The following is a 23,578-nucleotide window of genomic DNA, read 5'->3' on the forward strand; positions in this document are numbered from 1 at the left end:
GCAGCGGGGCGTGCGCCCACTGCTTCGACTGTGCGGGTACCGCGGCCGCTGAGCCGAATGCGCACGTGGGCGCACACCCGATGTGCCCGGTCACCACCAGGACTGGCGGATGGCGTCCAGCAGGATCGGCGCCAGCTCGGCGCGGCACATCACGAAGTCGGGCAGGTACGGGTCGAGCTGGTTGTACATCATCGGCGACCCGTCCAGGCGCGACACGTGCATTCCGGCGGCTTGGATGACCCCGGCCGGCGCGGCCGAGTCCCATTCCCACTGACCGCCGGCGTGCAGGTAGGCATCGGCGACGCCGTCGATGATCGCCATGGCTTTCGCGCCCGCCGAGCCGATGCGCACCAGCTCGATGTCCAGGATCTGCCGGATCCGGTAGAGGATCGCCGGGGGCCGGGTGGCGCTGACCGCGATCCTGATGACGCCGGGGGTGCCGGCGGGCACGGCCTGATCCACCAAGTCCGTGACGGTGTCGCTGCGGTAGACGATGTTGCCGCGGGCCGGCAGTGACACCGCCGCGTCGGTGATCTGGGGTGCGCCGTTGGCAGCACCCGCCGTCGAACCCCCAACAGGACGCTGCCACAGCGCGATGTGCACCGCCCAGTCGTCACGCCCGCGGGTGGAGAATTCGCGGGTGCCGTCCAGCGGGTCGACGATCCACACCCGGTCGGACTTGAGCCGGACCAGATCGTCGTGAGCCTCCTCGCTGAGCACCGCGTCGCCGGGCCGCTCGGCCCGCAGTCGGCGCAGGATCAGCGCATTCGCCAGACGGTCGCCGGCGTCGCCCAATTCCCACGGGTAGTCGAAGCCGACCTCGTCGCGCACCTCGAGCAGCAACTCCCCCGCCTCGGCGGCGAGATCGGCGGCCAGCGCGGCATCGGTCAGGTCACGCGCGGCCGGGTTCACCGCCCCAGTATCGCCGACGGCCGACACCGGCTCAGAACGCCGGCCAGGGAATGGGGCGATGGCGGTTGGGTCCGGGCATCACCGGGTCGTCGAGCAACGCCTCGGTGCGGCGTCTGAGCGCCGCGATTTCCGCGCGGGTGATCAGGTCCCTGAGCTCGGCGGCCAGCGGGCCGCGCAAGGCACCGGCCAGATCAGCCACCGGCTCCATGGTGGAGTCGTCGATCGGCTTGCCGGCCCACCCCCACAGCACGGTGCGCAGTTTGTCCTGGACGTGCAGGCTGACCCCGTGATCGACCCCGTAGACGTTGCCGTCCAGGCCGTAGAGGATGTGGCCACCCTTGCGGTCGGCGTTGTTGACGAGGATGTCGAACACCGCCATCCGGCGCAGCCGGCTGTCGTCGGCGTGCATCAGGACGACCTCGTCACCGGCGTAGTCGTAGGCGCGCAGGACCGGCAGATAGCCGGGTTGGGGCTTTCCGGTGGGGAACAGATCGACCAGGTCGGGGCCCGGCCGCGGGTCGGAGTCGGCGGCGTCACCCGGTTGCTGCACCCACAGCTGCAGCATGCCCGGGCCCGCCGGTCCATCGCGAATGATGGTGTGCGGCACAATATTCCAGCCCAGCTGCCGCGACACCAGATACGCCGCGAGTTCCCGGCCGGCCAGCGTACCGTCGGGGAAGTCCCACAACGGCTGCTCACCGGAGACGGGTTTGTAGACACAGTGGACGCTCTGTGAGCCCAGCGCTGCCTCGCACAAGAAGGTGGCGTTGCTCGCCGAACGGATTCGGCCCAGGACAGTCAGCTCGCCGTCGCGCAGCGCCTCGTGCTGGTCATTCCTCGGCGTCATCGCTGGACCCGAAGAGCGCCTCGCGCCGGTAGCCGTTGGTGCGTGCGCAGATGTGGCCCTCGGGGTCCAGCGGTTCCTCGCATAACGGGCACGGCGGGCGGCCGGCCGAGATGACACGGGAGGACCGGGTGGCGAACTGCCGCGCCGACTCCGGGGTCAGGAATACGCGCACCGCGTCGGGCCCCTCGTCGGTGTCGTCGAGCACCACCGAGGCGTCGAACTCCGCGTCGGTGACCGCCAGCAGTTCCACGACCACGGTCTGGGCCTCGGAATCCCAACCGAGCCCCATTGTCCCGACCCGGAATTCGGCGTCGACGGGCATGACCAGCGGGCTGAGGTCGTCCACCTCGGTGGGCTCGGGCGGTACCGGGGTGCCGAATCGGCGGTTCACTTCCAGCAGCAGCGCGCCGATACGTTCGGCGAGGACCGCGACCTGCTGCTTCTCCAGAACCACCGAGACGACTCGGGCGTCGTGCACCGCCTGGATGTAGAACGTGCGGTTTCCGGGCTGCCCGACGGTCCCGGCCACGAAGCGGTCGGGTGTACGGAATACGTGGATTGCGCGGGCCATGGCAATTCCAAAATACCGTGCAGGCGCCCCCGGCGTACTACTCGTACTCCGTTGACCGCGCGGCGAAGGTGCGCAGTTGTACAGAAGCTTCGGCGTGTCGGCGTGCCGGAGTGCACGTTCGCGGCGAAGGCCTTAGTCGGTCGACCCGCCGACCACCGCGTCGCCGGAGGGCTGCTCCTTGGCTTCGGGTGCGGGCGTGGGTACGGCACGCAGGCCGGCCGACAGCCGCGATCCGGTGTGGTTGACGTGCAGCACAAATGGCCGCAGCGGGGTGTAGCGGATCACACTGACCGATGCTGGGTCGGCGTTGACTCGCTGGAAGCTGTCCAGGTGCATGCCGTAGGCATCGGCGATCAGTGACTTGATCACGTCGCCGTGGGTGCAGGCCACCCACAGCGCGTCGCCGCCGTGCTGCTCGCTCAGCCGGCGATCGTGCTCGCGAATGGCCGCGACCGCGCGCGCCTGCACCTGCGCCAGGCCTTCACCGCCGGGAAACACCGCGGCGCTGGGGTGCGCCTGCACCACCCGCCAGAGGGGCTCGTTGACGAGCTCGCTGAGCTTGCGGCCGGTCCACTCGCCGTAGTCGACCTCGGCGAGCTGTTCTTCGACCACCGGCTCGAGGCACAGCGCCTGCGCCAGCGGCTCGACGGTCCGGCGGCACCGCAGCAGCGGGGAGGTCACCACGGCCCGGATCGGCAGGTCACCGATCCGGTCGATCAGGCCGGTGGCCTGCTCGCGGCCCTTGTCGTCGAGGTCGACACCCTCCGACCGGCCGGCCAGCACGCCCGCGGTGTTGGACGTGGACCGGCCGTGACGCAGCAGCAGGACGGTCATGTGGCGGCGACCGTCCCCGTCGCCAGCAGGACGAGCACCACGCTGCCGACGATCACCCGGTAACCGACGAACCAGAACATGTTGTGGCGCACCAGAAAACGCAGGAACCACGACACCGCGGCCAGCCCGATGACGAACGCGATCAAAACGGAGACCAGCAGTTGCGGGCCGGTGGCGCTCATCCCTTCGGTGACCGGCTTGAACGCGTCTGGCAGCGAGAAAAACCCCGAGGCGAACACCGCGGGGATGGCCAGCAGGAAGCCGAAGCGGGCGGCCAGCTCGCGGTCCAGCCCGAGAAACAGCCCCGCGCTGATCGTCGAGCCCGAGCGCGACACCCCGGGCACCAGGGCCAGGCACTGGGCGCTGCCGACGACGACGGCGTCGCGCCAGTTCAACTGCTCGATGTCGCGGTTGCGGCGACCGACGTACTCGGCCAGCGCGATCACCGCCGAGAACGCCACCATCGCGGTGGCCACCACCCACAGGTTGCGCACCTCGGAACGGATGACCTCTTTGAACAGCAGCCCGAGCACGCAGATCGGGATGGTGCCGATGATGACGTACCAGCCGAGCCGGTAGTCGGCGTCGCGTTGGGACTTGACGAACAACCCGTTGAACCAGGCGCGCAGGATGCGCACGATGTCGCGAGCGAAGTAGACCAGAACTGCGGCCTCGGTGCCCAATTGGCTCACCGCGGTGAAGGACGCGCCGGCGTCGCCGCTGAAGAAAATCCGCGACACGATGTTCAGATGGCCGGAGGAGGAAACCGGCAGAAACTCGGTCAGACCCTGCACCACGGACAACACGATGACTTGCCCCCAGGACATCGGCGCTACCGCAGACACGACGACGACCGTACCTGGTGCGCCCGAACGGCGGCCGGGCCGCGTTCGCGCTAGCGCGAGACGGGCACCGCGCGGGCCACCGAGTCGCGCACGGCAGCGGTTAAGCTGCGCTCGTCGGTGAGGTCGATGTCGCGAATGCTGCGGACGGCGCGCGCGACGACATCTTCCGCCTGCGGAACCGGAGCCACCAGACGCGGCCGGTAAATTTCTACGACGAGTGAGCGGTGTTCGATGTGAAAGGAAAAAGTGCGCCCATCTCCGACTTGTCCATAACCGCTGGCGAAAATGCCAGGAGTCATGTCCTCAACAGCAAACTCCTGGTCTGCGGTATGCCGGTCAGCGGTGACGGTCATGCGGTGAGAATACCTCCGCTGCACCGGTTTACACGTCGAACATGGCGATATTGAGCGCGATAACGGTCCTTAGAATTTGGTATGCGCTCGCTAGACTTGGGAGATATGGATTGCTGACGAGGCGGAGAAATCGCTTGTATCAGCGGATTGTTGTATTTGTGAGTTTGCTCACTCTGGCTGGGCTCGGTTCGGGGTGTTCATCGAATCCCCTCGACTCCGGGCCACCGACCATCGAACCCGCGCAACCGGCCGTTTCTCCGCCTGCCCAGAACCCTGCCGGCGTGGTGCGGCCCCTGGAGGGTCACCCGCAGAGCGCGTTGTTCGACGCCGGCTCCCGACAACTGGTGGTGCTGTCTCCCGGCGTCAATGCCGCGGCACCGGCCAGCATCGCTGTGCTCGGCGCGCAGGGTGCTGCGCGCGCGATCACCCTGCCGGGGCCCGCCACCGCCGTGACCGGCGACGGGCAGGGCACGGTCTATCTGGCGGCACGTGACGGTTACCTCACGGTGAACCTGGCTACCGGCCAGAGCGTCCGGACGACGGTCGCGGGCGGTCAGGAGTTCACCGCCATCGCCCGCCGCGCCGACGGCAGACTCATGCTGGGCAGCGCGGACGGTGCGGTGTATGCGCTCGCCCCCGACGGCACGGTGGCCAACCGCAACAAGATCTTTGCGCGCGTGGATGCCCTTGCCGCCCAAGGGAACACGACGGTGGTACTGGATCGCGGCCAGACTTCGGTGACCACTATCGGCGCCGACGGCCGCGCCGCGCAGTCGCTGCGGGCCGGCGAAGGTGCCACCACGCTGGCCGCCGATCCGCAGGGCAGGGTGCTGGTCGCCGATACGCGCGGGGGCCAGCTGCTGGTGTACGGGGTCGACCCGCTGATCCTGCGCCAGGCCTTCCCGGTGCGGCAGTCCCCGTACGGCCTGACCGGGTCCGGCGCACTGGCGTGGGTGTCCCAGACGGCATCCAACACCGTCATTGGTTACGATCTGAGCACCGGAATACCCGTGGAAAAGGTGCGTTACCCAACCGTGCAGCAACCGAACTCGCTGGCCTTCGACGAGGCCTCAGACACCTTGTACGTGGTGTCGGGGTCGGGCGCGGGGGTGCAGATCATCGAGCATGCCGGGGGCAAGCCGTGAGCCCGGGACCCGCGCCGCGGTGGAGCCGGCTGCCGGCCGGCTGGGAAGCCGACATGTCCGACGAGTACGAGTGGGCGCCCTTGCGGCTGCCGCCGGATGTAACGCGGCTCAGCGCGTCCACCCGGCTGTCCATCGAGGCCGAGTACCGCGGCTGGGAGCTGACCAGAGTGCGGCTTTACACCGATGGCAGTAGACGAGTCTTGTTGCGCCGCAAAAAGACTCGCCTGGATAACCGGTTGCCTGAACAGTCGGAATCGTGACCTCGATGTACGGGCTGCTGCGCGGCCTGTTGTTCACGGTGCCGGCCGAGCGCGTCCACACTGCGGTGTTCGCGGGATTGCGCGGCGTCACGGCGCCGGGTCCGGTGCGCCGGCGGCTGGGCCGATGGCTCGGGCCCACCGACCCGGTGCTGGCCAGCACCGTGTTCGGTGTGCGCTTTCCGGGGCCGCTCGGGCTGGCGGCCGGCTTCGACAAAGACGGGACCGGGCTGTCCGTCTGGGGCGCAATGGGTTTCGGGTACGCCGAGATCGGCACCGTCACCGCTTACGCGCAGCCGGGCAATCCGGCGCCGCGGTTGTTCCGGCTGCCCGAGGACCGGGCGTTGCTCAACAGGATGGGCTTCAACAATCACGGTGCCGGCGCTCTGGCGGCACGACTGGCCCAGCACGTGCCCGACGTTCCATTGGGTGTCAACATCGGTAAGACCAAGAAGACCCCGCCTGAGCAAGCTGTCGACGATTACCGTTGGAGCGCAAGACTATTGGCGCCGCTGGCGTCCTATCTTGTGGTGAACGTCAGCTCGCCGAACACTCCCGGACTGCGTGATCTGCAGGCCGTCGAATCGCTGCGGCCGATCCTGGTGGGCGTCCTGGCCGAATCGGCGGGCACCCCGGTATTGGTCAAGATCGCCCCGGATCTGTCCGATTCGGATGTCGACGACATCGCTGACCTGGCCGTCGAGCTGGGTCTGGCCGGCATCGTCGCGACCAACACCACCATCTCGCGGGACGGGCTGCGCACCCCGGGTGTGGACGCGCTGGGTGCCGGCGGAATCTCCGGGCCACCGGTGGCCCGCCGCGCCGTGGAGATACTGCGGCGGCTCTACGACCGGGTCGGCGATCGTCTGGTGCTGATCAGCGTCGGCGGTATCGAGACGGCCGACGATGCCTGGGAACGCATCACCGCGGGTGCCTCGCTGCTGCAGGGCTACACCGGGTTCATCTACGGCGGAGGCTTGTGGGCCAAGGAGATTCACGACGGCATCGCCCGCCGCTTGCACGACGGCCGATTCGCGTCGCTGAGCGAAGCCGTCGGCTCGGCGGTGGGCAACCGGAAGAGGCCGCCGGGTTGAACGGCGGGAACGCCGCCCTTTCAGCCGGCAGCGCCACCGGGTAGCCCGCCGGCCCCACCGGTGCCCGCGGAACCGCCGGCACCGCCATTGCCGCCCGTATTTCCGACGGGACCCTGGCCGGACTTACCACTACCACCGCCGGTGCCGGCGCTGCCGGTGTCGCGGCCGGTGCCCCCGGTGCCGCCGGTTCCGCCGGTGCCTCCGGTGCCACCCGTCCCGCCCGGCCCGGATGCCGAGTTGCCGCCGGTTCCGCCGGTGCCACCTGCGGCGGCGTCGCCGCCTCTGCCCCCGGCGCCCTGGCTCTGCTTGGTGCCGTCTCCCCGGCCGCCATCGCCCCCGTTGCCGCCGTCGCCACCGAAACCACCGGTGCCGCCGTTACCGGCGCTGCCGCTGCCGGTGCCCGCACCGCCGACTCCCCCGGCGCCGGCGGTGCCGCCCGCTCCGCCTTGAGCGCCGTAACCGCTGATGATGCCGGCGCCACCACCCCCGCCAGTGCCGCCGGTCCCGCCCTGGCCGCCGACACCGCCGCTGCCTCCGCCGTCTCCACCGACCCCGCCAGCCCCGGCCACCCCGCCGGTGCCGCCCTTGCCGCCGACGGCGCCGTTCGCCGAGGTATTACCGGTGTTGCTGCCGCCGGCGCCTCCGGTGCCGCCGTGGCCGCCCAGACCGCCCACGCCGCCCTGACCGCCGCGGACGCCGCCGATGCCCGCGCCGCCGCTGCCGCCCTGACCGCCGGCGCCGCCTTGGCCGCCTTGAGAACCGGCGCTGGGTGTGGCGCTCGAGACGCCGGCTTGGCCGGTGCCGCCGGTGCCGCCGGTCCCGCCCGTGCCGCCCCTGCCTCCGCTGCCTGATATCCCGGCGGCGCCACCATCGGTGCCCGTCCCAGCGGCGCCGGCGAGGCCGCCGGTTCCGCCTTTACCGCCGGCGGCTCCGCTGGCGTTCACCCCGGTGGCGGTGGTGCTGCCACCGGCGCCGCCGCTGCCGCCCTGGCCTCCGACACCGCCCTGCCCGCCTTGGCCGCCACCGATGCCGTTGAATCCGGCGCCGCCGGCGCCGCCCTGCCCACCAGTACCGCCGGCGCCGCCCTGGCCACCCGCGGTGGGTGCGGAGCTCGAGACGCCGGATTGACCGGTGCCGCCGCTACCGCCGGTGCCACCGACTCCGCCGTTGCCACCGCTGCCGGCCACGCCCGCCGCCCCGCCGTCGGTGCCGTGGCCGGCGGCACCGGCAGTGCCTCCGGTTCCGCCTTTGCCGCCGGTGGCTGCGTTGGCATTGACTCCGGTGCCGGTGTTGTTGCCGCCGGTACCGCCGATGCCGCCCTGGCCGCCGACGCCGCCCTGGCCACCTTGGCCACCGCCGACGCCGCCGATGCCCGCGCCGCCGGCGCCGCCCTGCCCGCCGGCGCCGCCCTGGCCGCCCTGCACACCGGCGGTGGGCGCCGTGCCCGACGCGCCGGCCTGCCCGGTGCCGCCGGTGCCGCCGACTCCCCCGGTGCCGCCCTTGCCGCCGGCGCCGACCGCACCTGCCGCACCGCCGTCGGTTCCCTGGCCGCCGGCACCGGCGGTGCCGCCGGTGCCGCCCTGTCCCCCCGCCGCGCCGATACCAGCGCTGGTGCCGGTATCGGATCCACCGGCACCGCCGGCACCGCCCTGGCCGCCGACGCCGCCTATGCCGCCCTGGCCCCCGCCGACGCCGCCGATCCCCGCACCGCCGTCGCCGCCCTGCCCGCCGGCGCCGCCCTGGCCGCCCTGCACGCCGGCCGTCGGCGCCGTGCCCGACGCGCCGGCCGGTGCACTGCCTCCCACCCCGCCGGTACCCCCGCTGCCGCCCTTCCCGCCGACGCCGATCGACCCGTCGGCTCCCCCGTCGGTTCCGGAGCCACCCGCGCCCGCCGTGCCGCCGGTGCCGCCTTGACCACCCGCAGCGCCCATGCCCGCTTTGCCCCCGGTGCTGGCGCCGCCATCGCCCCCGGCACCGCCCTGGCCGCCGACGCCGCCCGTGCCGCCCTGGCCACCGCCGACGCCGCCGATGCCGGCGCCACCGTCACCACCCCGCCCGCCGGCGCCGCCCTGGCCACCGTGCGCGCCGGGCGTGGGTGTGTTGCCCGACTGGCCGGGTTGTGCGCCGCCCCCCGCACCGCCGGTGCCCCCGGTGCCGCCTTTTCCGCCGACTCCGATCGACCCGTCCGCTCCGCCGTCGGTGCCGGAACCGCCGACTCCTGCGGCACCGCCGGCACCGCCCTGTCCACCCACTGCACCCATGCCGGTCTTGGTTCCGGTGTTGGCCCCGCCGTTACCCCCCGCACCACCCTGGCCGCCGACACCGCCCTGGCCGCCCTGGCCACCGCCCACCCCGTCGATTCCGGCACCGCCGGCGCCACCCTGCCCGCCGTCGCCGCCGAGGCCACCCTGCAGACCGGCCGTGGGAGCGCTCGCGCTGCTGGTCCCGGCCCCGCCGCTGCCGCCCGCGCCTCCGGTACCGCCGGCACCGCCGACCCCGCCCCGGCCGGCACTGCCGTCGGCGACAAGTCCGGCACCGCCCGCCCCGGCCGTACCTCCGACGCCTCCGGTGCCGCCCTGTCCGGCCTGCGCCCCCGTGCCTACTGCGGCGCCACCGGTGCCGCCGATACCTCCGGCCCCGCCGGTTCCGCCCTGGCCGCCGATGCCGAACAGCGCCTGTCCGCCGGCTCCGCCGGCGCCCCCCGTGCCGCCGGTAGCACCGCTGCCCTGCGGTCCGGCGATGCCCGTGCCACCGGCACCGCCATCACCGCCGGCCCCGCCGTGGCCACCGATCCCGAACACGCCGCCGGTGCCGCCCATTCCGCCGGTCCCACCCGTCCCGCCGGTCATGGCGGTAGCTCCTACGGCGCCGGCACCGCCGGCACCACCGGCACCGCCTACGCCGGCCAACGCGGCCGTGCCGCCGTCTCCCCCGGTACCACCTACCGCGCCGACCCCGCCGGTACCGCCGGCGCCGCCGACGCCGATGAACGACCCAGCCCTGCCACCGCTGCCGCCATGCCCACCGCTGCCGAGCGGATCGGCCCCGCCCGTTCCGCCTTGTCCGCCATTGCCGAGAAACAGCGCCGAACCGCCCTGGCCGCCGTACCCGCCGGCACCGCCCGTTCCGCCCGCACCGCCCGAGCCGAGCAGCCAGCCACCGGTGCCGCCGGTGCCGCCGACCCCGCCTGAGCCGCCGGTTCCGCCGGTGCCACCGGAGCCGATCAGCCCGGCCGAACCGCCGGTACCGCCAGGGGCATTCACGTCGCTGCTACTGCCGCCCTTGCCGCCGTTGCCGATCAGGATGCCGCCGTCCTGTCCGGGCTGACCGACCGGCCCGCTGGCCCCGGCGGCGCCGTTGCCGATCAACGGCCGTCCGAACACTGCTTCCGTCGGCGCATTGATCACGTTGAGGATGGTTTGCAACGGCGCCGCGTTCGCCGCTTCGGCGGCGGTGTACGCCTGGCCACTCGAATTCAGGGCCCCGGCCAGCTGGTCGTGATAGTCCGTCAAGTGGGCACTGAGGCGTTGGTAGTCCTGGCCATGGCCGGCGAAGAACGCGGCCACCGCGGCCGAGACTTCGTCGGCGCCGGCAGCCAGGATGCGAGTCGTCGAAGCGGCGGCCGCGGCGTTCGCCGCACGCAGTTCAGAGCCGATACTCAAGGCATCGGATGCCGCCGCTGCCAACGCTTCTGGACTGACGATCGTGAAGGACATCATTGAATCCCTTGCGTTCGATTGCGTTTCGATGCCGAGCCAGTGCTCCATTGACCACCTTTGACCGATTGGCACCGCACCACCCTCGGGCGGCTGGTCGATTTGCGGGATGAAATTTCCTCCTCCTATTGGGGGAGACCACTCGCGGCGTCATACCGTTTCCGACGGCTAATGCGGTGCCGCTGCGATGTTGGAAAGCGCACTGTCTGAATGGTTTTCGTCTTCCGTGAGCGGCTGGGCGCAAGGCTGTCGGCCGTGTTCACCGATGCCGAGAACCGTGCTGTCGGGCGTTTGCGGATTTCACCGAATTCCCCTCGAATGACGGTGATTCCGCTCGGCGCCTGCCCGCAGGCCCCCACCGCGGCGCCGACCGAACGGGGCGGCTTGAGGAGATGAGATGGATTTCGCGAGGTTTCCGCCAGAGCGCAATTCCTGGCGGATGTTCGCCGGTCCCGGACCGAGCCCCATCCTCGCGGCCGCCGCGGCCTGGGGGGGCCTGGCCACTGAACTGGGTTCGTGCGCAACGGCCTTTGCCCGGCTGACGGCCGGCTTGGCCGGTTCATCCTGGCAGGGCGCAGCATCGGCGGCGATGCTGGACACGGTCGCGCCCTACGTGGCGTGGCTGAGTGAGGCGGCGGTCGACGCCGAGCAGGCGGCCACCCAAGCCCGTTTGGCGGCGGGCGCTTTCGAGGCCGCGCGAGCCGCCACCGTGCCCCCGCAGATCATCTCGACCAATCGAGCCGCACTGATCCGGTTGGTGTCGGCGAACCTGTTCGGGCTGAACGCGCCGGCGATCGCCGCCGTCGAGGCCGAATATGAGCAGATGTGGGCCCAAGATGTGTCCGCATTGTTCGCCTATCACGCCGAGGCTGCGACGATTGCCTCGGCGCTAACTCCCTTCGCACCAGCGCATTCGGGCAGTACCGCCGCGGCGGCCGACCCGCGCTTCGCGAACCTGGGCTTCGCGAACCTGGGCACCGGCAACATCGGGCGCGCAAATATCGGCAACTTCAATATCGGATCCGCGAACTTCGGCAATGCGAACATCGGCAGCGGGCACATCGGCGACGGCAACCGCGGCTTCGGAAATCGCGGCGACGACAATTTCGGCCTGGGGAACCTCGGTGACCGCAATATCGGGCCCGGCAATCTCGGCAGCGGAAATCGGGGCGGCTGGAATGCCGGCAGCGCCAACACCGGCTTCGCGAACTCCGGCGACTCCAACTTCGGTTTCGCCAACACAGGCAGTAACAACCTGGGCATCGGGCTCACCGGAAACGGCGAAATCGGCTTCGGTGCAATCAATTCCGGCGCCGGCAATCTCGGGTTGTTCAACTCGGGCACCGGAAACGTCGGCCTGTTCAACTCCGGCACCGGCAACATCGGCATCGGAAACTCGGGCACCGGGAACTGGGGCATCGGGAATCCGGGCGCCGGCAACACCGGCATCGGCAATACCGGCGGCTACAACACCGGATTCTTCAACACAGGCAACGTCAACACCGGGCTGAGCAACAGCGGCAACTACAACACCGGGTTCTTCAACGCGGGCAGCACCAACACCGGCAGCTACAACTCGGGCAGCTTCAACACCGGGGGTCTGAATTCCGGCAGCTACAACACGGGCTATTACAACACCGGGAATGTCAACACCGGCGCGTTCATCCGCGGCAACTACAGCAACGGCCTCTTCGTCACCGGTGATAACCAGGGCCAGATCAGCGCCCATATCGCGATCGACATCCCGACCATTCCCATCGACATCGCATCGAACAATCCGGTCAACCAGACACTGGTGGTGGGCGGCCAGGACTGGATCATCCCCGGCTACACCTATCCCCTGACGTACTTCCTGAACGGTGCCTTCTACGTGGGACCCGTCGACATCTCGCCGTCGACTCTCACCGCCCCGACGGTCACCGTGGTCATCGGCAGCGCGACCACGTCCATCGACGCCGCTGTCGTCGGTGCCCTGCAGGGCGGGACCATCGAAATCCTCGATATTCCGGCGGCTCCGGGGTTCGGTAATTCGACCACCACCCCGTCCTCGGGATTCTTCAACTCCGGCACCGGCGCGGTATCGGGCTTCGCCAACACCGGCACCGACACCTCCGGCTTCCGCAACCAAGCCACCACCACCCTCTCGGGCTACCGCAACACCGGCACCCTGCAATCCGGCCTGGCCAACTACGGCACCACCACCTCCGGCATCTACAACACCGCCACCGGCCACGTCTCCGGACTCCTCAACACCGGCACCGACCTAGCCGGCATCCTGCGCAACAGCACCACCGGCACCGCAGTCAACGCCGGCCTAGCCAACACCGGCATCTACAACACCGGCTTCGGCAACACCGGCAACCACAACTGGGGCAACGGCAACCTCGGCAACCACAACCTCGGCAGCGGCAACCACGGCAACCACAACCTCGGCAGCGCCAACACCGGCAACCACAACATCGGCTTCGGCAACACCGGCGACAACAACATCGGCATCGGCCTGACCGGCACCGGCCAACACGGCCTCGGCCCACTAACCAACGGCACCAACAACATCGGCCTGTTCAACACCGGCACCAACAACATCGGCTTCTTCAACTCCGGCAACGGCAACTGGGGCATCGCCAACTCCGGCAACTACAACACCGGCATCGCCAACCCCGGCAACACCAACACCGGCCTCTTCAACACCGGCACCAACAACACCGGCATCGCCAACATCGGCAACAACAACACCGGCCTGGCCAACACCGGCGACACCAACACCGGCAGCTACAACCCCGGCCACTACAACACCGGCCCCGCCAACCCCGGCAACTACAACACCGGCATCGCCAACCCCGGCAACACCAACACCGGCCTGGCCAACACCGGCACCATGAACAACGGACTACTCTGGCGCGGCGACAACCAAGGCCAAACCGGCGCCTACTACGCGATCCATGTCCCCGAGATCGCCCTGAACCTGACCGCCACCATTCCTGTCAACGTCCCAATCAGCGGCAGCTTCACGACCACCGTCTACCACGGCATCACGATCGAGGACATTCCCTTCGGCACCACCGTCGCCCTTGGCCCCATCCCGGTGCTCGAGGGCACCATCAACTCCCTCACCATTCCGCCCGTGTATGCGACCGGGCCCACACCGGCGATCCAGATCGGAAACCCCGACGGCTCCACCGTGATCGTCATCCCCGCCTTTGCCAGTCTCGGGCCTGCCGACCTGACCCTGATCGACTTCGGCGGCGGCCCGGGATTCGGCAATTCCACCACCAGTCCGTCGTCGGGCTTCTTCAACTCCGGCACCGGCGCCGCATCGGGTTTCGCGAACGTCGGCGCGGACAGTTCCGGTTTCCGCAATTTCTCGTCGGGCGAGGTGTCGGGGTTCCGCAACGTCGGCTCGTTCTTGTCGGGCGTGACGAACCTGGGCGACACCGTTTCGGGAGTCTTCAACACCGGCGTCGGGTCGCCGGCTGATGTCTCAGGGGTGGCCAACCTCGGCACCAATCTCGCCGGTTGGTACCGCGACAGCGTGACCGGGACGACGTCCTACAACCTCGGCCTGGCCAACGTCGGCTCGCTGAATGTGGGCTTCGGCAACCTCGGCGACTACAACCTCGGCGTCGGCAACGACGGGGACCTGAACCTCGGCGGCGGCAATGCCGGCGCCCTCAACGGCGGCTTCGGCAACCTCGGCGGACACAACTTCGGTTCGGCGAATCTCGGTGACCACAACATCGGCCGCGCCAACCTCGGTGACTACAACCGCGGATTCGCCAACGCGGGCAACCAGAACAGCGGCGTCGCCAACACCGGTGACTTCAACGTCGGCTTCGGCAACACCGGCTCGGGCAACATCGGCATCGGGCTCACCGGCAACGGTGAAATCGGTTTCGGCGCAATGAATTCCGGCAGTGCCAACAGCGGCCTGTTCAACTCGGGAACCGGCAACACCGGGCTGTTCAACTCCGGCACCGGTAACGTCGGCATCGGCAACTCCGGCACCGGCAACTGGGGAATCGGCAACAGCGGTCACCTCAACACGGGTCTGCTCAACTCCGGCGACATCAACACCGGCGTCGTCAACCCCGGTGCCGTCAACACCGGCTTCGGCAATGCGGGCGACTACAACTCGGGCAGCTTCAACACCGGCAGCTTCAACACCCTCGGATTCAACCCCGGTTCGTACAACACCGGTCTGGCGAACACCGGCCACTACAACACCGGCGCGGCCAACGCGGGCAACGTCAACACCGGAATATTCATCGCCGGGAACTACAGCAACGGTCTGCTGTGGCGCGGTGACTACCAGGGTCTGATCGGTTACAGCTACACCTTCTCCCTGCCGGACACCGCCATTCCCATCGACGCCGGCATCACCATCCCGATCAACATTCCGATCAGCGCCACCCTGGGCACCCTGACCGTGCAGGGCTTCACCATCCCCAAATACACCGCCGATATCAACGTCCTGGGCACCGGAGAGACGCAGGCTGTGAGCATCGGCCCCATCACCTTCGGAAACATCGTCATCTCCCTTCCCGCTATCGAGATGACGATCGGCGGACCGACAACCGCTCTCAGCCTGAACGGGACAGGTCAGATCGGCCCCGTCGTCATCCCGATTATCGACATCCCGGCGGCCCCGGGCTTCGGCAACTCGACCAGCGTCCCGTCGTCCGGCTTCTTCAACTCCGGCGCCGGCAGTTCCTCGGGATTGGCCAACATCGGGGCCAACAACTCGGGTTTCTTCAACGTCGGCACCGGTGGCACCGGAATGTCGGGCGCCAAGAACGTCGGCGACCTCTTATCGGGCATGGCGAACCTCGGAAACACCATGTCGGGTCTGTTCAACACCAGCACGCTGGACCTCAGCACGGCCGCCGACGTGTCGGGTGTGGCCAACCGGGGCAGCGACGTGGCGGGACTGTTCGGCACCTTCGCGGTCTCCAACCTCGGCTTCGCCAACGACGGCAGCATGAATTTGGGCAGCGGAAACGTCGGCGACTTCAACCTCGGCAGCGCCAACATCGGCAGCCACAACGTCGGCAGCGCGAACATCGGGAGTTTCAACCTGGGCTTCGGAAACCACGGGATGCACAACGCCGGTTCCGGCAACGTGGGCGAGCACAACCTCGGGTTCGCGAACAGCGCAGACTACAACCGCGGCTTCGCGAACGCGGGCGATCACAACTTCGGGTTCGCGAACAGCGGCAACGCCAATATCGGCTTCGGCAACACCGGCGACGGGAACATCGGCATCGGCCTCACCGGCACCGGCGAGGTCGGGTTCGGCGCCCTGAATTCCGGCACCGGCAATCTCGGGCTGTTCAACTCCGGCACCGGAAACGTCGGCTTGTTCAACTCCGGCACCGGAAACATCGGAATTGGCAACTCCGGCAACGAAAATCGCGGCATCGGCAACGCGGGAGTCGGCAACCACGGCATCGAGAACGCCGGCAGCCACAACGCGGGCTGGTGGAATGCCGGCACGGGCAACACCGGCATCGGCAACCCTGGCGACTACAACACGGGGATCTTCAACGTCGGCGCCACGAACACCGGCCTGGCCAACCCCGGCAACTACAACACCGGCAGCTACAACCTTGGCAGCACCAACACCGGCGGCTTCAACTCAGGCGACTACAACACCGGTTTCGTCAACCCCGGCGACTACAACACGGGTCTGTTGAACACCGGCGGGGTCAACACCGGCGCGTTCAATGCCGGCAACTACAACAACGGTTTCTTCTGGCGAGGCGACTATCAGGGGCTCTACGGATTCCACGCCGGCATCCACATCCCCGAATTCTCGCCGCTGGACCTCAATTTCGAAATCCCGGTCAATATCCCCATCACAGTCGGATTCGCCGACATCGTCGTCAATCCGTTCACCATCAAACCGATCACGATCAGTGCCTTGGGATCGTCGTATCTCAGCATCACATTCAGCACCATTTCCATCCCGGCGATCACCGGAGTCCTGCCGATCGTCAATGTTCAGATCGGCGGCCCGGACACGTCCATCCCGATTGCCATCAACAGCGGCATCGGCCCGATCGACATCACGTTCATCGACATTCCGGCGGCGCCGGGGTTCGGCAATTCGACCACCACCCCGTCCTCGGGATTCTTCAACACCGGCACCGGCGCGGTATCGGGCTTCGCCAACACCGGCACCGACACCTCCGGCTTCCGCAACCAAGCCACCACCACCCTCTCGGGCTACCGCAACACCGGCACCCTGCAATCCGGCCTGGCCAACTACGGCACCACCACCTCCGGCATCTACAACACCGCCACCGGCCACGTCTCCGGACTCCTCAACACCGGCACCGACCTAGCCGGCATCCTGCGCAACAGCACCACCGGCACCGCAGTCAACGCCGGCCTAGCCAACACCGGCATCTACAACACCGGCTTCGGCAACACCGGCAACCACAACTGGGGCAACGGCAACCTCGGCAACCACAACCTCGGCAGCGGCAACCACGGCAACCACAACCTCGGCAGCGCCAACACCGGCAACCACAACATCGGCTTCGGCAACACCGGCGACAACAACATCGGCATCGGCCTAACCGGCACCGGCCAACACGGCCTCGGCCCACTAACCAACGGCAGCAACAACATCGGCCTGTTCAACACCGGCACCAACAACATCGGCTTCTTCAACTCCGGCAACGGCAACTGGGGCATCGCCAACTCCGGCAACTACAACACCGGCATCGCCAACCCCGGCAACACCAACACCGGCCTCTTCAACACCGGCACCAACAACACCGGCATCGCCAACAGCGGCAACAACAACACCGGCCTGGCCAACACCGGCGACACCAACACCGGCAGCTACAACCCCGGCCACTACAACACCGGCCCCGCCAACCCCGGCAACTACAACACCGGCCTCGCCAACCCCGGCAACACCAACACCGGCCTGGCCAACACCGGCACCATGAACAACGGACTACTCTGGCGCGGCGACAACCAAGGCCAAACCGGCGCCTACTACGCGATCACCGTGCCGGAGATCCCCGCGTACTTCACTGTCGACATCCCGCTCAACGTTCCAATAACGATGAGTCTCAGCGATATTCAAATCAACCCGGTCACGATTCCGAAGATCTCGTTCAGCGGACTGGACGACGGTCTCGGCGGAGAGGTCGTCGGTTACATCGGCCCCTTCAGTGTCTACGGCGCCGAGCCGGGCGACCCGATCCTCATCAGTTTCGGCGACCAGCCGGCAATGGCGATCAACATCGGCAACCCGGACGGCTCGACGGTGCTGGGGATCCACGGCTCGGGTGGTGTGGGTCCGATCAGCATCCCGCTGATCAACGCGCCCGCGGCACCCGGGTTCGGCAACTCGACCACCAGTCCGTCCTCCGGCTTCTTCAACTCCGGCACGGGCGCCACCTCGGGATTCGGCAACGTCGGCTTCGACAGCTCGGGCTTCCGCAACCTCTCGTCCGGAGACGTATCGGGTTACCGCAACGTCGGAGCGCTGCAATCGGGGTTACTCAACGTCGGAAACTCCGTCTCGGGCGTCTTCAACACCGCGACGCCGGCCAACGTCTCCGGCGTCGCCAACGTCGGCGCCGATCTGGCCGGCATCTTCCGCGACGGCCCCACCGGCACGGTGCTGAACGTGGGACTGGCGAACGTCGGTCAAATCAATGTGGGCGCGGCCAATATCGGCGACTGCAACCTGGGCTTCGCCAACGTCGGCGCCCTCAACATCGGTAACGGCAACGCCGGGAGTCACAACCTGGGCAGCGGCAACCTCGGCAGCCACAACCTGGGCAGCGGCAACGTCGGCAACTCCAACATCGGATTCGGCAACAGCGGTCAGGGCAATATCGGCATAGGCCTCACCGGCACGGGGCAGGTCGGACTCGGCCCGCTGAACTCCGGCAGCGGCAACTTCGGCCTGTTCAACTCGGGCGACAACAACGTCGGCTTCTTCAACTCCGGCGACGGCAACTGGGGCATCGCGAACTCCGGGGATTACAACACCGGCCTGTTCAACGTCGGCACCGCCAACACCGGTATCGCCAACATCGGCGACTACAACACCGGGAGTTACAACGTCGGTTCCACCAACACCGGCAGCTTCAACCCGGGCAACTACAACACCGGGCTGTTCAACCCCGGCAGCTTCAACACGGGACTGCTCAACACGGGCAACTCCAACACCGGCCTGGCCAACTCCGGCAACGTCGACACCGGCGCCTTCATCACCGGCAGTTACAGCAACGGCGTGTTGTGGAGAGGCGACTATCAAGGCCTGGCCTCGGTGGGGTATTCGTCGACCATTCCCGCGATCCCCTGGCACTACGACGTGAACGCGCCCCTCGAAGTACCGGTCACGGGCCATATCAACGCGGTCACCCTGGACGAGTTCAACATCTCCGAGGTCCCGATCAAGGCGCAACTGCAGCAGACCGTCTGCTACCCCTGGTACGAGTATCCGTTCTACCGGTGCTCCACGGTGACCACGACGGTCTACAACGACAGCATCGGCGGCTGGACGATCAGCCCGACCACGCTGCTCTCGGAAACGACGATCGACGAAACCTTCGGCCAGACTTTTGATTTCCCGGGCAGCGGCACGGTGGGCCCGTACACGTTCGGCTTCGAGTATCAGCAGCATCCGGGCTTCTTCAACTCCTCGACGAACCCCTCGTCGGGGTTCTTCAACTCCGGCGGCGGCGGCGCGTCAGGCTTCTTCAATTCCGCGGACGGCGCGGTCTCCGGTCTGTTCAACGATTTCGCGGACACATCGGGATTCCGCAACGACGGCGGACCCGGAAACTCGGGCTACCTGAACGACGGCGGTCTGATATCGGGCCTGGTCAATGTCGGCAACACCCTTTCGGGTGTCGGCAACGTGGGCACCGAGCTGTCCGGCTTCTTCGACAACTTCTTCTCGCGGTGAGCCGTGCGCCTACGTGATTCGGCTTTCACCGGAGTGAATTGGCGCCAGGCCGTTGTACATTTCGCAAAAGCAATGTGCGCGGCTACGTTAGGTGAGTTCATGAGAAGCCCGGATATCGAGCAGGTCCTGCGCAGGCAGCGGTTACGGTCATTGCAGGGCGGATCACTGCTTCGGGTCGGCGTCCTGGTCATCATGGTCGTAGCGATGCTGGTCGCCGACGATCCCGCTCGGCTGCCGGCCAAGGCGGTGTTGCTCGGCATCTACGCTGCGGTGACGGTGGCCGCGCTGCTGGTCGCGTTCTTCGGTCCGCACCATTTCGATGACGACACGGCGTTGATGACGCTCGGATTGGCTGATGTCGCAACCGTGTTCGGCTTCAAGCTGCTCTCACCCGGTGGCTACATGCCGCTGCTGGTGATGGCACTGCTGCCGCGGCTGGTGGCCGGCGAGCTTTCGCTGCGCCGCGCGGCGGCCGTATTGACCACCAGCCTGGCGGTATTCACGGCGTCGCTGCTGCAGGATCCGGTGATCATGCCCCGGGTCGGCGCCTGGGAAGTGGCGCTCATCGTGATGATGTACGGCTTTGTCTGCGCCACAGCGTTTCTGATGGTGGTGTTCCGGTTGCGCAATGTCGACGAGATGGCCAGACTCACGACCTCCCGCGAGGAGCTGCTGGCTCAGACGATGACCGCCTCGCAGACGGAGCGCCGGCAGATATCGGAGTTCATCCACGACGGGCCACTGCAGGACGTGCTGGCCGCGCGCCGTGACCTCGCCGGCTTCCTCAAGGTGTCCCCGGATGCGCCGCTGCAAGAGGCCCTGGACAGTCTGCGCGAAGCGTCACAGTTGTTGCGTGAGGCTACTTTTGAGTTGCACCCGGCCCTACTCGAGCAGGTGGGCCTGGCCGCGGCCGTGGACAAGCTTGTCTCCGTCGCGGCGGCCCGCTCGGGCATCGCGATGTCGACGGACATCGACTATCCCGACCCCAACCCGATCGACCCGATCCTGTTCGGGGTCATCCGCGAATTGGTTTCCAACGTGGCCCGCCATTCGCAAGCAGGTTCGGCGACAGTGAAACTGGCCGTGGACGGTGGCGTCGCGCGCGTCGACGTGGTGGACGACGGGATGGGGGTCACCGCCGACATCGCCGCCCGCCGCTTCGCCGAGGGACACATCGGTCTTGCCTCACACCGGGCACGCGTTCAGGCGGCCGGTGGGGCGTTGACGCTCGTCGATGAACCCGGCGGCGCGCACGTGCGGGTGGAGCTGCCGCTGCGAGCGGCTGTCACGCCGGAGCGTGTCTTCGCCTAAAGAACTAAGCCTGAATGGAACTGGACCCCGAAAGAGGTTGGGCCCGAAAGAGACCAGGCCCGGACGCTATTCCAGCAACCGGCGCCGCATCGCCTCGGCGACGGCCGCCCCGCGGTCGGATACGCCCAGCTTCTCGTACAGGGTCTGCACATGCGTCTTGATCGTGCTGCGGGCCAGGTGGAGTTGCGCGGCGATCTGCGGTACCGACATGCCCTCGGCCATCATCGTGATCACCTGGGTCTCGCGCTCGGTCAGCGAGGTCGTCGCTCCCCGGCCGCGCCGTCTGACTTCACCGGCCAGGCCGCCCGCTACCCCGGCGGGCAGGTAGGACTCGCCGTCGGCGCACCGCAGCACGGCGTTCACGATCTCGTCGGCGTCGGATTCCTTCGTCAGGAACCCTGAGGCGCCCTCGGCCAGGGCCTTGAACACGACCGGACTGTCGTCGAAAGCGGTCAGTAGTACCACGCTGGTGGGCACGCCGTCGCGGACGATCGCGTGGGTTACCTCGAGGCCGTCCAGACCCGGCATCTTGTAGTCGAGAAGTGCGACCGCGGGCCGAAACTTCCTGATGGCGTCCAATGCCGCCCGTCCGTCGGCGACCTGCGCGACCACGTCGACCCGACCGCTGGCCTTGAGGGCCCGCACGACGCCCTGTCGCATTACCGGGTGATCGTCGGCTACGACGACGGTGACGCGGTCGGTGGTGGTCATCGGCTCTCCATGCGCTCTCGGCGAAGTCGTCGGCCCGTCCGCCGGCCGCGGCGGGTGCCACCTCATTGTTGCTGCCGGGACCGCTCGTGGCGATGATTTGCGGCCTTAGTTTCGCGTGGCGCGCGGTCGGGCTATTGCCAGCCCGATCTGAACGGCAGGGCAAAGTCGCCGAGTGCATCCGAAAGTGCCTGGCGAAGAGCATTATTCGTGTTTTCGGCGCCGGGTTGGTAGGCGAGGACCGTCACGAAGACACGTCCGTCCGCTCGGCCGGAGTGCAATTCCAACCGCCCGCCGATGCGTCGCATGATGGCTCGTGTCACGCCGGCGTAGCACACCGTGAGGGCATAGAAATCGGCTTGGGTGCCGTCCGGCCGGGTGAGGTGCGGAGGGACGGCTCCCAGGTTGGAGGAGTTGACGCCGATCGGGCTCACCGCGGCCGCGCTGACGATGCGCCGGAACAGCCAGGTGGGGATCAGCGGAATGACGGGCAGCAGCGCCCGCCGCTCGTCGGGCGTCTCGTCGCGGCGAGCCAGTGCCTGCTTGATCGCGGCGCGTACTTCGCTCAGATCCCGGGTGACCGGTTCGGGATCGACGGCGAAGCTGACGTGCACGACCGCGTTTCCGCGGGTGTCCTGATCGCCGCGTTCATTGACGGGCATCGTCAGCTCGGCCGATCCGTCGGCGGCGACCCTGCCCAGTCGCTGCGCCAGCCGGGCGGCGAGTCCCACGAGCAGCGTATTGCTGGTGCCCCCGGGCGATTGCGCGCGCGCGTCCCACTCCGCGGCATCGACGAAGATCGCCGCGGTGGGGGTTGTCACGGGGACGTCCGGCCCGGCTGTCGCCGGAACCGGTGCCGGGGCGACGGTTGCGGTCCGCCCGCCGGTATTGCGAACCCGCCGGATGGTGGCCAGCGCGGCACGGCTGATGCCGGGGACCTCCCGCGCGGTACGCCAGGTGTCCTCGCACGCCGCACGCCACCGTGGCCGCGACCCGCGGGCGACCCAGCTTGCGTCGTCACGGCACCCGGCCGCCGCGGCCGCCAGTGCCTCCTGCAGCGCGGCGCCGTCGGTGAGGCTGTGCGAGGTGACCAGGCTGATCCCGGTGCCGCCGTCGGTGAACCGGACGACCGCGAGATGCCACCCCGGGCCGTGCTCGGGGTCGATCGGTGCATGAGCTTGCTCGGTGAGCCAGTCGTCGAATTCGGTGCGGGGCCGCGCAGATGGCACGAATTCGATGTCGTTCGGGGTGTCCGACGCCACCCAGCGATGACGGCCGAACGGGACCGGTGATCGTTCGATGAGGCGGGACAGTTTGCCGCCCCGCAGGTTTGCGTGAAATCGCCGCAGACCCTCGACATCGACGGCGCGGTTGTATACCCAAATGCACTGCACCACATCGGTGACTCCGGTCGCCCGCTCGCCGAGAAAGATGGCCTGGTCGAACAGGTCGATAACGTCACTCATCGGGCACCCTCAGACACTCCGCAACGAAAGTCGTTGTGCGATTGTGCCATTCGCGCCAGTTCCGCATCATGGAATGCCCCGAGCCGGCGATACCCACCCACCGAGCATCCAGTCCGCGCCGGGCGGCCCGCCAGGTTTGCGCCCGCGAGGTGTCCGGATCGGTCCGCGTGTCGTCGGTGCCGTGTAGCACCAGCAGCCGCGTACCCGGCGGGATCAGATCGGCTTTGTTCCCGTCCCACCACGGCGCGAGCGCCACCACAGCGCCGATGTCACCCCGGGCCGCCAGTTCCGCGGCGACCCGGCCACCCATCGAATGCCCCACCAGCACAACGGTTTCCGGCTGCCACCGGTGACGACAGCTACGCAGCACCTCGCCGGCGTCGAGCACCGGATCCCGCCGTGGGCTGTTCCACCCGCGCAGCCGGTACTGGACTTGTCGGACGGCGACGTCGGAACCGAGTCGGCGCCGCAGAGCGCGCGCGATGAACACCATCCGGAGGTTGGCCGGCTGCCACCAGTGCGACGGCTCGTCACTGCGCACTTTGCCGCCCGGGAGGACGAGCACGCACGCGCGCACGGGT

At 68.4% G+C, this 23,578-nt stretch carries 16 protein-coding genes; 6 read left to right on the forward strand and 10 right to left on the reverse strand.

Annotation, left to right across the window (positions count from 1 at the left end; all coding sequences use genetic code 11):
• Nucleotides 1–90 precede the first annotated feature (90 nt).
• The 6 genes from C0J29_RS17670 to C0J29_RS17695 all read right to left on the reverse strand — a co-directional run bounded on the left by C0J29_RS17670 (nt 91) and on the right by C0J29_RS17695 (nt 4,362).
• On the reverse strand, nt 91–912 hold the full coding sequence (locus C0J29_RS17670) for a 3'(2'),5'-bisphosphate nucleotidase CysQ (protein WP_120794801.1): 822 nt from the start codon (nt 910–912) through the stop codon (nt 91–93).
• Nucleotides 913–943: 31 nt separating this feature from the next.
• Entirely contained in the window at nt 944–1,759 is an 816-nt protein-coding gene (locus tag C0J29_RS17675) for an SCO1664 family protein (protein WP_120793107.1), read from the reverse strand.
• Nucleotides 1,743–2,330: a DUF3090 domain-containing protein gene (locus C0J29_RS17680; protein WP_065048537.1), complete on the reverse strand. Its 588-nt coding sequence runs from the start codon at nt 2,328–2,330 to the stop codon at nt 1,743–1,745. Before C0J29_RS17680 ends, C0J29_RS17675 begins: the two co-directional genes overlap by 17 nt.
• A gap of 132 nt (nt 2,331–2,462) precedes the next feature.
• Nucleotides 2,463–3,164 carry a histidine phosphatase family protein gene (locus tag C0J29_RS17685; RefSeq protein ID WP_065162764.1) on the reverse strand — a complete coding sequence of 234 codons (702 nt, stop codon included), beginning with the start codon at nt 3,162–3,164 and terminating at the stop codon, nt 2,463–2,465.
• A complete protein-coding gene (locus C0J29_RS17690; protein WP_120793108.1) occupies nt 3,161–3,991 on the reverse strand; it encodes an undecaprenyl-diphosphate phosphatase in 831 nt (276 codons plus the stop codon). Before C0J29_RS17690 ends, C0J29_RS17685 begins: the two co-directional genes overlap by 4 nt.
• A gap of 68 nt (nt 3,992–4,059) precedes the next feature.
• Complete coding sequence (locus tag C0J29_RS17695; RefSeq protein ID WP_162951502.1) at nt 4,060–4,362, reverse strand: hypothetical protein; 303 nt, start codon at nt 4,360–4,362, stop codon at nt 4,060–4,062.
• 110 nt (nt 4,363–4,472) lie between these two features.
• Between C0J29_RS17695 and C0J29_RS17700 the strand changes: the two genes are divergently transcribed.
• Genes C0J29_RS17700 through C0J29_RS17710 form a run of 3 tightly spaced genes read left to right on the forward strand, consistent with a single transcriptional unit; the run spans nt 4,473 to nt 6,858 of the window.
• The gene (locus C0J29_RS17700; protein ID WP_370530839.1) at nt 4,473–5,507 is read left to right on the forward strand and encodes a YncE family protein; all 1,035 of its coding nucleotides are present in this window, start codon (nt 4,473–4,475) and stop codon (nt 5,505–5,507) included.
• A 53-nt stretch (nt 5,508–5,560) separates the two neighbouring features.
• Complete coding sequence (locus C0J29_RS17705; RefSeq protein WP_065162776.1) at nt 5,561–5,767, forward strand: DUF5703 family protein; 207 nt, start codon at nt 5,561–5,563, stop codon at nt 5,765–5,767.
• A 5-nt stretch (nt 5,768–5,772) separates the two neighbouring features.
• The gene (locus C0J29_RS17710; protein WP_120794802.1) at nt 5,773–6,858 is read left to right on the forward strand and encodes a quinone-dependent dihydroorotate dehydrogenase; all 1,086 of its coding nucleotides are present in this window, start codon (nt 5,773–5,775) and stop codon (nt 6,856–6,858) included.
• Nucleotides 6,859–6,878: 20 nt separating this feature from the next.
• Here the strand turns inward: C0J29_RS17710 and C0J29_RS34420 are convergent, their stop codons facing one another.
• Nucleotides 6,879–10,574: a PE family protein gene (locus tag C0J29_RS34420; protein WP_120794803.1), complete on the reverse strand. Its 3,696-nt coding sequence runs from the start codon at nt 10,572–10,574 to the stop codon at nt 6,879–6,881.
• A gap of 210 nt (nt 10,575–10,784) precedes the next feature.
• Here C0J29_RS34420 and C0J29_RS32875 point away from each other — a divergent pair, with 210 nt between their 5' ends.
• From C0J29_RS32875 to C0J29_RS17725, 3 genes are all read left to right on the forward strand, one after another.
• The gene (locus C0J29_RS32875; protein WP_133450518.1) at nt 10,785–10,970 is read left to right on the forward strand and encodes a hypothetical protein; all 186 of its coding nucleotides are present in this window, start codon (nt 10,785–10,787) and stop codon (nt 10,968–10,970) included.
• A gap of 1 nt (nt 10,971) precedes the next feature.
• Nucleotides 10,972–19,512, forward strand: a complete 8,541-nt coding sequence (locus tag C0J29_RS17720) for a PPE family protein (protein ID WP_120793111.1) — start codon at nt 10,972–10,974, stop codon at nt 19,510–19,512.
• A gap of 99 nt (nt 19,513–19,611) precedes the next feature.
• Nucleotides 19,612–20,823: a sensor histidine kinase gene (locus tag C0J29_RS17725; RefSeq protein WP_065163565.1), complete on the forward strand. Its 1,212-nt coding sequence runs from the start codon at nt 19,612–19,614 to the stop codon at nt 20,821–20,823.
• 66 nt (nt 20,824–20,889) lie between these two features.
• Here C0J29_RS17725 and C0J29_RS17730 read toward each other — a convergent pair whose 3' ends face one another.
• The 3 genes from C0J29_RS17730 to C0J29_RS17740 form a co-directional block, all read right to left on the reverse strand.
• Nucleotides 20,890–21,534 (reverse strand): response regulator transcription factor, encoded by a 645-nt coding sequence (locus C0J29_RS17730; protein ID WP_065163564.1) that lies wholly within the window; start codon nt 21,532–21,534, stop codon nt 20,890–20,892.
• A gap of 131 nt (nt 21,535–21,665) precedes the next feature.
• Nucleotides 21,666–22,997 carry a hypothetical protein gene (locus tag C0J29_RS17735; RefSeq protein WP_120793112.1) on the reverse strand — a complete coding sequence of 444 codons (1,332 nt, stop codon included), beginning with the start codon at nt 22,995–22,997 and terminating at the stop codon, nt 21,666–21,668.
• The gene (locus C0J29_RS17740; protein WP_240749009.1) at nt 22,990–23,574 is read right to left on the reverse strand and encodes an alpha/beta hydrolase; all 585 of its coding nucleotides are present in this window, start codon (nt 23,572–23,574) and stop codon (nt 22,990–22,992) included. The genes C0J29_RS17735 and C0J29_RS17740 overlap by 8 nt, the downstream gene beginning before the upstream one ends.
• Nucleotides 23,575–23,578: the final 4 nt, after the last annotated feature.

The organism is Mycobacterium paragordonae (assembly GCF_003614435.1).
GTDB classification, from domain to species: Bacteria; Actinomycetota; Actinomycetes; order Mycobacteriales; family Mycobacteriaceae; genus Mycobacterium; species Mycobacterium paragordonae.